An 11,217-nucleotide genomic window follows, 5' to 3' on the forward strand; every position below is an offset into this window, starting at 1 on the left:
ATCCAATGCAGAAATTATATTCTGTATCCCCTAGGAGTTACCAGTTTCCCGTTTATGACCCTGGTAGTGGAATTTCCGATTATTACTGTGGTAAACATGTCCACCACCTCGTCTTTTAATTCTTTAAGCGGCAATATCTTGTGAGTTTGTCCCTCTCGCCCTATATTTCTTACATATCCGCACATTGTATCCCCGCTTATATTTCTCATCACGATTTCACAGGCTTTTTTAAGAAAATCCGCTCTCTTTTTGCTGGATGGATTGTAAATCACTATTACAAACCCGGCCTGCGAGGCCAGATCCAATCTCTTTTCAATGTCCTCCCATTTTGTAAGAAGGTTGCTTAAGGATATTACCGCAAAATCGTGTGTTAAAGGTGCTCCAAGAACCGCTGCCGCAGAGCTTGCTGCAGTAATTCCTGCTATGACCCTGATCTCTTCACGGATTCCAAGCTCCTCACATATTTCAATCATCAGGGCCGCCATCCCGTAAATCCCTGCGTCTCCGCTTGAAACCATAGCTACATTTTTGTTTCCTTTTGCAGCCAGCGCAGCCATCCTGCACCTTTCTACCTCCTGCATCATGGGGGTTGCTATTATTTCCTTGCCCTCAATCAAATCTTTGATTATATCTATATATAAAGTGTATCCGGCAACTACCTCGCTGTTTTTTAGTGCCTCTATCGCAAGCGGTGTTATCTGTGCTTTCTCTCCCGGCCCTATGCCAATAATACTAATCATGACTCTACCCCACCCATTTATTTTTATTATTTTACCGCCATAAGTCGTTTTCTTTGGGCATACCATTTGTTAAAATTCTCAATATGCTCTGCTATCAAACTCTTCATGGCTGATATTTCCTTAGAATTGTCCTTCCGTGCGGTTTCCCCAAGGCTGTCAATATTGTAGTACAGTATACCGTTTATCTTCCCGACCTCAGGGTCTATGTCCCTGGGTACTGCAAGATCAATAATGTATTTGGGCTTATTTGCACATCTGTCAATCATATCGATAGTAACAGTCTGATGGGGACTTGATGTTGCGCTTATTAAAATATCCACATATGGTATCAATGACTCCCTGTCGTGATACGGAATAACTTTACAGCCTGTAGGAACAATTATGCTTTTGTTGTTGTGGGTTCTGGTAGTTATGTGGACCTCACATCCCTTTGCAATCAGTTCCTCACAAACTTTTCTTCCAACTACTCCGTTACCGATAACCAACGCTTTGCAACCTGCTTTTTTTTCAATATATTCACTTACCAGTTGTACCGACTGCCCGGCTACCGAAGGCGAAACGGCATTGAGCACCAGCTGAGTCTTTACCTTTTTGGCACAGGTTATGGCGCACCTGAAAAGTGTGTTCAATGCCGCATCGCTTGCTCCCTCATCAATAGCAATCAGCATTGCTTCTTTAACCTGCGTCAATATCTGGTCTTCTCCAAATATCATTGAGTGAATTCCACAGGCAAGCTCAAAAAGATAAACCGCCAAATCTTCACCCTTTTTAACATAAAAACACTTCTTCATATCATCATCAAGATTGGCAGCATTGCAGAATATTTCAACCGGATCCGCTTCTTCGCAATGGCTTAATGAAATGTACGCCTCTGTGCGGTTGCAGGTTGAAATCAAAACCACTCCGGAAACACAAGCCTCCTTATTTATTTTGGCTAGAATATCTCTTATTTGATTTTTGTTGAACCCAACCTTTTCTCTTAATTCCAGGCTTGCGCTGCGATAATCAACTCCAGCCATGATTATATTCAAAAGCTACACCTCCATGCCCTTTCTGCGATAGCAACAGTGACTCCATCTCTAGCTCTTTTTCCCATTATCAATTTCCCATGATTGCTGGCCAGTATGGCCGCTCTTTCACAGACATTATCCACACCTGTAACAGCCCTTACAAACCCCGATGATGAAAAGCTCCCTTTAGCCTCCATAAGCTCTTTATTGGTATAAAGCTTAAGACAGTATCTGAATTTGTCACAAAGCCGTATAATTGCCTCTTCTTCTTTTTTTATATCAATGGTTGCAACACAGTAAACAAGATTCTTTGGTATGTTCTCTGCCGCCAGTGTTTCAAGAAATACTTCTTCCAATATCTCTTCCGGAATTCCTTTCCGGCATCCCACTCCCACAGCAAATAGCTTAGGGCACAAAAATAATGTATTTTTAAAAGGCTGCTTGTCCGCATTTTGCTTTTTGTGATCATATATATATATTCCGTAATCAGTTGTATCCTTTGTAAAGAATTCCGGTAATTCACCTTCCACCGGAAAATCACAGCGAAAACCAATTTTTTGACCATTCAGCAATGCGGCAGAAATATGCTTTATGTTTTCTATGTTCAAAATATGAAGACCGTTTTCCTTTGTCCACACATCAACCGAAAAAACGCCGTTAATATCTGTAGCAGTAGTAATAATTGCCCTTCCTCCCAAAAAAGACGCCAATTTATGGGCCAGGCTGTTTGCACCGCCCAAATGCCCTGACAATATGGGAATCACATATTCTCCTGTTTCATTTATCACAATGACCGCCGGGTCGGATGCCTTATTTTTAAGGAATGGCGCAATTGCTCTTACGGCTATACCGGCAGCTCCAATAAATATTATTGAATTGCTGTCCTCAAAGGCTTTTCCTGTAAGTGCGCTAAGATTGTCTTCCATCTGAAGCAGCTCGCCGCCTCCATACTTTGAATATGCAACGATAGAATGTCCCTCTTCTTTAAGATAATCAACCAGGCGCTTACATAAGAGTGAGCTCTTTTGGGTAAAGGAAATCAAGGTTATCCTCATTGTTCTTTCGCCTTCCTGAATTCATGGGTAAAGCTTGCATCATAAAGCTTTGAAAGCTCGTGCTCACAAGAAAGAAAATCCCCTACAAGTATCAAGGCCGTTTTGGTAATATTGTTTTCCTTTGCACTTTTATGAAGCTCTGCAATTGTGGTACGGACAATCTTCTGCTCCGGCCATGTAGCCTTATAGACAATAGCAGCAGGCGTATCGGATTTGTATCCGCCTTTTACAAGCTTCTCACTAAGCTTCTCAAGCATTGAGGTCGTAAGGAACAAAACCATGGAAGCCTTATGAGATGCAAGCTTTTCTATATCCTCATCCGGAGGTACGGGCGTTCTTCCCTCCATCCTTGAAAGAATAACAGTCTGACTCACACCAGGCAGTGTATATTCAGCATTTAACACCGCTGCCGCACCGCAAAATGAACTGACTCCGGGCACAACGTTATAAGGAATTTTATGCTTGTCCAACAACTTCATCTGCTCCTTGATTGCTCCATAAATACTTGGATCGCCTGTATGCAGCCTTACCAGTATCTTATCAGGTGAATATTCTCTAACGAAAACATCTATAATTTCATCAAGTGTCATAGAAGCGCTGTTGTAAATCTTGCACTCAGGCTTTGTACACTTAAGGAGCTCCGGGTTAACCAAAGACCCTGCATATATGACAACATCAGCTTTTTTCAAAAGCTCCTGTCCCCTCACTGTTATCAAATCAACCGCGCCCGGTCCTGCTCCGATAAAATAGACCATTTTTATTCTCCTTTAACTATAATAATCGAAAAATAACTGCTATCTTCATTTAAGTCCCTAAGACTGTTATATATTTTCTCATTTTCCATAAAGCAGCATTCTACCATTTTGGAATTGTCAAGCAAATTATGCTTCTCCAGCTTCTGCTTTATGTTTAAAATACCCTTTCCGCTTTTCATAAGCACCTTGCTTCCGTTCAAACGTAAGAGTTCATCCGCACCTTCATAGGATGCAGGAACAATATGCAATGCTTCCTTCCCATTACACAATGAAATGCCCAGTTTGGCAGCAGCCGCGCAAAACGAGGGAATCCCGTTAACAATTTCAGCAGAATATCCTTTTTCAACAACCAACCTGTGCACATACATATATGTAGAATAAATTGTAGGATCACCGAGCGTTATAAATGCCAGGTTCAAGCCTTTTTCGAGCTCTGCACAAATCAGCTCTACACAAGCTTTATGACTCTCCCGCAGTATTGCTGTATCCCTTGTCATAGGCATACTGCAGTACATTATCTTTTTGCCGGAGATATACTCACCCACAATATTCAGAGCTGTTTTCTCGCCTCCGGTATCAGGTACTGCAATAATATCTGCCTTATGTAAAGTCTCAACCGCCAATAGAGTAAGAAGCTTCTTATCTCCCGGTCCAACACCAACTCCGTATAAAGTTCCTTTCAATGCCCAACCTCCTTTAGCTCATTGATAAAGTCCAACACATTATCTGTCTGCATTAACACGCCATTTTCATTTGAAAATACAAGAACTTCAATCCTTGCCTTATTCATCACACGATAATTTAAATGATATACTATTTTTCCCAATATGCTTTCATACACCATTTTGGATATATTGTTCTGCAACAGGATATTGTGAATTTCATCTGTTGTTTTTGCATTCATGATTTTTTCGACCGTTTCTTTTCCTGCACCGGCTAATGCACTGTGAGCGGCAAATATTTCATTTCTGCAGTCAGCAATTTTCGAATGTGTATTCATAACACCGGCAGCTAACTTGACCAATTTCCCTATATGTCCGACAAGCAGGATTTTTTTAAAACCCAAATATATCGCATAATCAAGAGCTTCACCAATATAATTTGAAATTTTTACAGCGCTGTCAACATCAATGCCCAAATGCTCTCTGGCATAACCAACTCCATAATTTCCGGGAGAAATGAATAGCACGTTTTGACCGTTTTGCTTTCTGATAGACATTTCCAGCTTGATTGTATCTATCAATGCAGCTTCACTCATGGGCTCCACAATGCCTGTAGTTCCCAGGATGGATATGCCTTCGACAATCCCAAGCCTTTCATTGAAGGTTTTCTTTGCAATTTCCACTCCCTGGGGAACAAATATTTCCACATGAAATCCGCCATCGTATTTGTATAGACGGGCAACCTCTTCCAACGCATTAAAAATCATCTTTCTTGGTCCGGGATTGATAGCCGCCTCTCCTATTTTGCAGGGCAAACCCGCAGAGGTTACTCTTCCGACACCTATCCCTCCGTCAATGGAAATACCGGCTTTTGCCTTTTCAACCCTGGCATAGATCCTTATTCCGTTTGTTACATCAGGGTCATCCCCCGCATCCTTTATGATGCAACAGCTTGCGGAAGCTTCATTGAGAATGATATCTTCCGGCTTAAGAATTATTTCTTCCCCTCCGGGAAAAGTTAAAGAAACCTCCGGAATCTCTATCTTTTCAAAGAGCATAATTGCGCAGGCTTTTGCGGCAGCTGCCGCACAGCTTCCGGTTGTAAACCCTTTTCTTAGCTTTTTACCAGACTTTATTATATAATCATTCATTATTCCACCCACACTTATGCCTTTATATAAATTATGCGGGAAACTCACTATTTCAATTTCACAAAAACCGTAGAAGCATCGATATTTTGCTCATTGAAATTAGTGGTTTCTTGGCGCAAATTATATAGTACTGTATCAACGCAATTTCCTTTTTAGGTAGTTTTTCTTTTCTTCCAGTCATTAAGAGCTTTTCTCGCTTCGGATATGGTATTGGCATTCTCCGAAAATTCAAAGTCATCCTTTTCCTTTAGTATCTCCATCAAATGTCCGATTCGTGGAAGTCTTAAGTTTACACTCCTTATTTCATCCCTATGAGCGAATACTTCTTTAGGAGTACCTTCCAGCACAATCCTGCCCTGATCCATCACATAGGCATAATCACAGTAAAGCGGTACTATGTCAATATCATGGGTTGAAATAACCACAGATAATCCTAAATCCTTTTGTATTTTCCGAAGCAGTTTCATAATTTCACTAACTCCCATGGGATCAAGTCCTGCCGTAGGCTCATCAAGCACCAGCACTTCGGGCTCCATAGCCAGTACTCCGGCAATGGCTACACGCTTTTTCTGTCCGAAACTGAGACAGTGGGTTGGCTTATCCTTAAGGTGTGATATACCAATCCTGTCCATTGCAGCATTTACTCTCTTGCGGACTTCTTCTTCAGGCAGCTTCATATTTATTGGACCAAAGGAGATATCCTGAAGTACACTTGCCGAAAACAACTGGCTATCCGGGTCTTGAAACACAATACCCACAGATTTGCGAAGGTCTCTAAGGCCCTTTCGGGAATAGTCCAGCTGAAGTCCCTTAAACAGCACCTTACCGGCCGTTGGTTTGAGTGTTCCGTTTAGAGAAAGAAACAGTGTTGATTTTCCCGCTCCATTTCCACCCAGTACGGCAGTTGTCATTCCTTGCTTTATATCAAGTGTCACTCCCTTTAAAGCATGTGTTCCTTCAGTATATGTGTAATGAAGGTCCTTTACCTCCAGGATGTTCTCTATCATGAATAACTCCTCCTATACTTGCTTTAAAGCTATTGAAGATAAAACAAGTATGACGTTGATGGTTACTGCCAGGACATATCCTTTCCAATGCTTTTCATAGGTTTCTTCAAGTACATTGAGCTCTCCCTCGTATCCTCTTGCCTCCAGTGCAGTGTATAGTTCATCCGAACGCTTGTATGATTTTATGAAGAGCATGGAAATCAATGAGCCTAAAGAGCGATATCCGGCAGTCAGGCTTGAATAGCCCATACGGCAATTCTGTGCATTATAGATGGTATCTGCAGTTTCCAGCAATACAAATATAAACCTGTATACAAGCCCCATAAGCTCCACTAAAAGCTTTGGCATCCGAAGTCTCCGTAGTGCCGCCAGCAAATCCACCATAGGGGTACTAAGGGACAGAAAATAAAGGCATGAGACAGCTCCCAGTGCTTTGAAAAACAGCTTAATCGCCTCTTGCAGCCCTTCATTTGAGACACCTATCCATGTTCCTGCAACAGGAATTGCTGCCAGCAGGCTTTCTGGTTGCTCGGATATATTCACTGCAACGGTAGACACCCCTATTATCAAAAAAGAAACAGGCAATAACAGTAGTTTTATAAAAAAACGGAGGGGAGTCCCACCTCTTGAGACGGTCATGCCCCCCATAATAAAAATCACTGCAACCGATATTATCAAGTTATCTGCCCATAGACATACAGCCAGCGTCAGCAAGGCAAATGTAACCTTTTGCAAGGGGTCTGTATGTTTAAGCTTTGAGCTGTAAGCATATTTATCTATAGAAATCATGCGCTCTTCTCATCTTCTTTCTTTCTGCGGCCTTTCAAATAACCTAATCCATACCCGATTATGCCGGCGCCGATAGCAGCTTGCAATGCAAAAAGCAAGCTCTCAATCTCTCCGCTTTTCGGTTCAAAAATGGGTGAGAACCAAGGTTCATAATCTGCATTTATTTCTGCTATTGCCTCCTCCGCTTGCCCATCTGCTCCACCAAACTCAGCATCTTTAGCAATAAACAACGGAATAATTGCTAAAGCTATAATAATAAGAATCAACAGCAGGTTAACAGAAAGATTATTTTTTTTTGTTTGCCTTATCGCTTCAGTTTGCATGATTAAGCCCCCTTTTGTAATAGATTTAAGCTCTTCAATTCATCTTTGCCATAAGCAGCTATTGCATTAAATATTAATACTGTAAGTATACCTTCACTGATTGCAAGAGGAATCTGTGTCACTGCAAAAATACCCATAAACTTAGCCAGTGATGCAGCAAAACCACCTACTTCAGCTGGAAAAGCTAGTGCAAGCTGCACTGATGTCACCATATACGTCAACAGATCACCCAGTGCTGCCGCTAAAAACACTGCCAGCCATTGAGGTCCTTTCGCTTTCTTTACCAGCTTGTACGTTGCAAATGCAACAATAGGTCCTACAACTGCCATTGAAAAGGTATTTGCGCCAAGCGTTGTTAGTCCGCCATGAGCTAAAAGTATAGCCTGAAACAAAAGCACTATCAGACCCAGTACTGACATAGCTGTTGGGCCAAAAAGGATAGTTCCCAATCCCAATCCTGTTGGATGTGAACAGCTTCCTGTAACAGAAGGTATTTTGAGTGCGGAAAGTACAAATGCAAATGCACCTGCCATTGCAAGATATATTTTTAATCGCGGATTTTCTCGTACAGTTTTATTTATTGAAAATAGTCCTATAACTATAAATGGTACGCACAATACTCCCCATGAGATTGCCCAGACCGGAGGTAAGAATCCTTCCATGATATGCATAGCTGAAGCCATTGTTGGCATCAGTATTACCATAAGTCCAAGACCCAAAGCCAATTGTAATTTTTTGGACATAATACTCACTCCTCATACAAGTATTATTTTACAAACAAAAAACCTCTCAACATAAATAGTCAAGAGGTCATGCATACCCGGAATAATACTGTGCAGACATACACAACACCCCCTATCGCTCGTAGAGTAAATGGTGTTAAAAATGCAGGCAGGTCTTCTGGCTCAAGCATCATCATTCTCCAAACCTTCCCAGTTTCCCAGTGGTATCTATGGAGAACTCCACTTTTACAGCGGCGTGACCGCGCGGGATTTTCACCCGTCTTCCCTTTTCACTGATTCACACATTTTCTAGTAATGCATAACCAGCACCTGATTTTATATTAAATTATTAATATGTTATATCATTATTCAGATTATTTCAATGGATTATTTCATGTTTTATAAGATAATTTTGTCCAGTTTGAAACTGCGATTTTTCGCGCGTGACCCCCCGCCCGTTTCCGGGATGAAAAGCGGTAGAGATTTAGACCCCCCTACCCTATAAACTGCAGAAAATCTCAAAAGCTAAGCAGTTCTTTGAATTTCGTGAGATTTTTTGCATCTATTTTAAGCCGTTTTTCGGCATTGTTTTCAAACGAGGTATTAATTTTTCAAGAACAAAGTGAGTGTATTCAATTTATCTGTCAGTCAAGCGAACAATCTGACAATTGACCGTTATCCTGTCCAATAAAGTCTGGCAAAGATGCTTATCCTCAGCTGCATCTATCCATGCCGACAGTTCACGATTGGTTATAAAAATAATGCTTCTGGTTTCATTAAGAAAGGTAACTGCCCGGTAGAAAACCTGCAGTTCTGCCCTGGTTGGTTCCACATAAAAGACATCATCAATAATAATTAAGTCACATTCCTGCATATAAGAAAAGATCGCTTCTGCTTTTGGATTTGTGGCTTTCTTTTCTGCCACTGCGATAAAATTATCAAAAGGCGCATAATAGGTTTTATGTCCATTGCTGATTGCAGTTTCTCCAAGCTGCGCTGCAAGACCACTCTTACCCGTCCCGCATTTTCCCAGCAGGATTAAGTTTTGCTCTTCCTTAATCCATGTCAGGTTGGATAACTGTTTAATCTGCCATTTTAAGCCCTTGTTTGAGTTCGATGCGTCAAATGCTTTGTTTGGAAGCTTACTTGCCTTCCTCAGTTTGGTGTGTTTTTGTCTGGCCCTAATCTCCAATTCTTTTTCTAACACCATCTTAAGATAGTCAAGGTTTGATAGTTTCTCATCGTTCAAATCAATGTATCCCCTTGCGATATTCCAAAGATTAAGTTTTTGAGCTAATTCACGGATTTCTGTTATATCAGCCATCGATTTCCCTCCTTATTTCTTTACTCCTCGCCAAATGGTTAAAATACTGCTGATTCGGCAAAAACTTCTTAGCTATATGCTCTCCGTACTGATACATGAGATAAGCCAAAAGCTCATAGGCACTGCAGCGTTCAGTATCAATGCAGTATTCTATTCCATCAAGCAATTGTCCAATTGTATAAAACCTTGTCATCCGGTATAATCGAATGCAATGTGTATTAAAATATTTCGGCTGTTGCTGCTCCATCCGACGAATGAATTCCTGAGCTATTTCGTATTCTGCAAAATATTGTTTTATGATGGTTAAAGAAACCCTGTCTCTGCTGTAATTTTCTTCTGGTTTGAACAACTGCCCGGTATCTTCTGTGACTGGATATTTAGCCAATAAATCATTTGTTTCAGCATCATAGAACAAAAGCATTTCACCATCATCTTCAATGCGAATGCGTTTATGAGCATCCATCATACCTGTATTAATCAGATAACGGTTGCCTTTATAACTTACCACTCCATCCTTATCAAAGGAGGCAACCGTGCTTGATACTTCGGAATAAGGTTTGACATGGAGCAGGTATTTTTGCTCTTCCATGAACATTTCACGCGGCACTTTTCTGGTCACAGTATGTATTCGCCCGTTGCCTTCCCTATCTAACCATGCAAGGGCAGCACTGTTAAGGCTATCAATTCCGGTGTACATCCTTCCCTCTAGAAAACTTTGCTTGGCATATCCAATTACCTCTTCTACCTTACCTTTACTCTGAGGATCTCTTGGCCTGCATAATGAAACACTGTAGCCGATACGCTTTACATATTCTTCAAAGGCCGGTACAAATATAATATTACCTAGATTTTCGCTAACCACATAGACCCGATCAAGATCATATAGAATTGTCTGAGGCCTTCCTCCAAAATACTGGAAAGCATAATTGTGAGCTTTTATAGCTGTATCGGTCGTGAAGGGATCCGGTGAAAAGTAAGCAAATTTCATTCTACTATAACTCAGAACCATGCAAAAGAAATATATTCGTACAATTCGCCCGTACATATCCTTAAGTTTGTATTGACCAAAATGCGCCTGCGCTTCATATCCCGGTGGAGAAATTTCACGGGGTGAGGTTTTACGTTTACTGGCATGCGGATACCCGTGCTGTTCCCTTAAGGCTTTCATATAGCGGTAGAATGTAGCGCGTTTAACTTGTATATCAGGGAAGGCCTCCATCAATTTGAGATAGATGTTTGTATCCCTCATTTGTGGGCATATCTTCAGTTGTTCCAATATGTACTGACGGTAGTTATCCATGTGGTACCTTTCCTTTTTAGCTTCCCTTTCATAATCCTCTTTATCCATATTCCAGTATTTGCTGACAGAAGAATAGGTTATCCCCAGTGCTTTTGCGGTTTTTGTCTGAGCAAGTCCAAGTGCTTTGTACTCCTGGATTTTTCGGTATTGTTCGATTCCAATCATTATTGGTTTCCTCCTTTGGTTTTGTTATAAAATCTATGCCTGTAGCAATGCAATCATAGGCATCAACTCCTTTTCCGGATTGATAAATCAAATTTACCATATATAAAAAACACCCGTTGTGAACTGACCCCAAAAAGTTAGACAAAAGGCGGGCATCGCAATTAAGCGACTATTTGGGTCTGAACTCGGTATTGAACTGGGCTCAGACCTTTTA

Annotated in this window: 12 protein-coding genes and 1 riboswitch; all 12 genes read right to left on the reverse strand. The window is 41.1% G+C overall.

Features of this window, described 5'->3' with window-relative positions; translation table 11 throughout:
* Window positions 1-14: 14 nt before the first annotated feature.
* The gene (gene cobJ, locus JOD07_RS12550) at window positions 15-740 is read right to left on the reverse strand and encodes a precorrin-3B C(17)-methyltransferase (protein WP_014256588.1); all 726 of its coding nucleotides are present in this window, start codon (window positions 738-740) and stop codon (window positions 15-17) included.
* A gap of 26 nt (window positions 741-766) precedes the next feature.
* The gene (gene hemA, locus JOD07_RS12555) at window positions 767-1,759 is read right to left on the reverse strand and encodes a glutamyl-tRNA reductase (protein WP_243429326.1); all 993 of its coding nucleotides are present in this window, start codon (window positions 1,757-1,759) and stop codon (window positions 767-769) included.
* A gap of 8 nt (window positions 1,760-1,767) precedes the next feature.
* A complete protein-coding gene (locus tag JOD07_RS12560) occupies window positions 1,768-2,793 on the reverse strand; it encodes a cobalt-precorrin 5A hydrolase (RefSeq protein WP_243144652.1) in 1,026 nt (341 codons plus the stop codon).
* Between the two features lie 8 nt (window positions 2,794-2,801).
* Window positions 2,802-3,560, reverse strand: coding sequence for a precorrin-4 C(11)-methyltransferase (cobM, locus tag JOD07_RS12565; RefSeq protein WP_014256591.1), 759 nt, complete (start codon window positions 3,558-3,560; stop codon window positions 2,802-2,804).
* Window positions 3,561-3,562: 2 nt separating this feature from the next.
* Window positions 3,563-4,243 (reverse strand): precorrin-2 C(20)-methyltransferase, encoded by a 681-nt coding sequence (gene cobI, locus JOD07_RS12570; RefSeq protein WP_014256592.1) that lies wholly within the window; start codon window positions 4,241-4,243, stop codon window positions 3,563-3,565.
* Window positions 4,240-5,373, reverse strand: coding sequence for a cobalt-precorrin-5B (C(1))-methyltransferase CbiD (gene cbiD / locus JOD07_RS12575; RefSeq protein WP_014256593.1), 1,134 nt, complete (start codon window positions 5,371-5,373; stop codon window positions 4,240-4,242). The genes cobI and cbiD overlap by 4 nt, the downstream gene beginning before the upstream one ends.
* 152 nt (window positions 5,374-5,525) lie before the next feature.
* Window positions 5,526-6,380 (reverse strand): ATP-binding cassette domain-containing protein, encoded by an 855-nt coding sequence (locus JOD07_RS12580; protein ID WP_204614213.1) that lies wholly within the window; start codon window positions 6,378-6,380, stop codon window positions 5,526-5,528.
* A gap of 12 nt (window positions 6,381-6,392) precedes the next feature.
* Window positions 6,393-7,169, reverse strand: coding sequence for a cobalt ECF transporter T component CbiQ (gene cbiQ, locus JOD07_RS12585; RefSeq protein WP_024832153.1), 777 nt, complete (start codon window positions 7,167-7,169; stop codon window positions 6,393-6,395).
* Window positions 7,166-7,492 (reverse strand): energy-coupling factor ABC transporter substrate-binding protein, encoded by a 327-nt coding sequence (locus JOD07_RS12590; protein ID WP_014256596.1) that lies wholly within the window; start codon window positions 7,490-7,492, stop codon window positions 7,166-7,168. Before JOD07_RS12590 ends, cbiQ begins: the two co-directional genes overlap by 4 nt.
* 2 nt (window positions 7,493-7,494) lie before the next feature.
* Window positions 7,495-8,235, reverse strand: a complete 741-nt coding sequence (locus tag JOD07_RS12595) for an energy-coupling factor ABC transporter permease (RefSeq protein ID WP_024832155.1) — start codon at window positions 8,233-8,235, stop codon at window positions 7,495-7,497.
* Between the two features lie 130 nt (window positions 8,236-8,365).
* A riboswitch (cobalamin riboswitch) is annotated at window positions 8,366-8,563 on the reverse strand.
* 288 nt (window positions 8,564-8,851) lie between these two features.
* Complete coding sequence (locus JOD07_RS12600; RefSeq protein WP_204614214.1) at window positions 8,852-9,538, reverse strand: ATP-binding protein; 687 nt, start codon at window positions 9,536-9,538, stop codon at window positions 8,852-8,854.
* Window positions 9,531-11,003 carry an IS21 family transposase gene (gene istA, locus JOD07_RS12605; protein WP_204614215.1) on the reverse strand — a complete coding sequence of 491 codons (1,473 nt, stop codon included), beginning with the start codon at window positions 11,001-11,003 and terminating at the stop codon, window positions 9,531-9,533. Before istA ends, JOD07_RS12600 begins: the two co-directional genes overlap by 8 nt.
* Window positions 11,004-11,217 lie beyond the last annotated feature (214 nt).

The organism is Defluviitalea raffinosedens (assembly GCF_016908775.1).
In the GTDB taxonomy this organism is placed as follows: Bacteria; Bacillota; Clostridia; order Lachnospirales; family Defluviitaleaceae; genus Defluviitalea; species Defluviitalea raffinosedens.

Excerpts from the sequence above, each read along its gene's own strand:
- cobJ (WP_014256588.1), bottom strand. The coding sequence starts at position 740 with ATGATTAGTATTATTGGCATAGGGCCGGGAGAGAAAGCACAGATAACA.
- hemA (WP_243429326.1), bottom strand. The coding sequence starts at position 1,759 with ATGGCTGGAGTTGATTATCGCAGCGCAAGCCTGGAATTAAGAGAAAAG.
- JOD07_RS12580 (WP_204614213.1), bottom strand. The coding sequence starts at position 6,380 with ATGATAGAGAACATCCTGGAGGTAAAGGACCTTCATTACACATATACT.
- JOD07_RS12590 (WP_014256596.1), bottom strand. The coding sequence starts at position 7,492 with ATGCAAACTGAAGCGATAAGGCAAACAAAAAAAAATAATCTTTCTGTT.
- JOD07_RS12600 (WP_204614214.1), bottom strand. The coding sequence starts at position 9,538 with ATGGCTGATATAACAGAAATCCGTGAATTAGCTCAAAAACTTAATCTT.
- cbiD (WP_014256593.1), bottom strand. The coding sequence starts at position 5,373 with ATGAATGATTATATAATAAAGTCTGGTAAAAAGCTAAGAAAAGGGTTT.
- JOD07_RS12595 (WP_024832155.1), bottom strand. The coding sequence starts at position 8,235 with ATGTCCAAAAAATTACAATTGGCTTTGGGTCTTGGACTTATGGTAATA.
- cbiQ (WP_024832153.1), bottom strand. The coding sequence starts at position 7,169 with ATGATTTCTATAGATAAATATGCTTACAGCTCAAAGCTTAAACATACA.
- cobM (WP_014256591.1), bottom strand. The coding sequence starts at position 3,560 with ATGGTCTATTTTATCGGAGCAGGACCGGGCGCGGTTGATTTGATAACA.
- istA (WP_204614215.1), bottom strand. The coding sequence starts at position 11,003 with ATGATTGGAATCGAACAATACCGAAAAATCCAGGAGTACAAAGCACTT.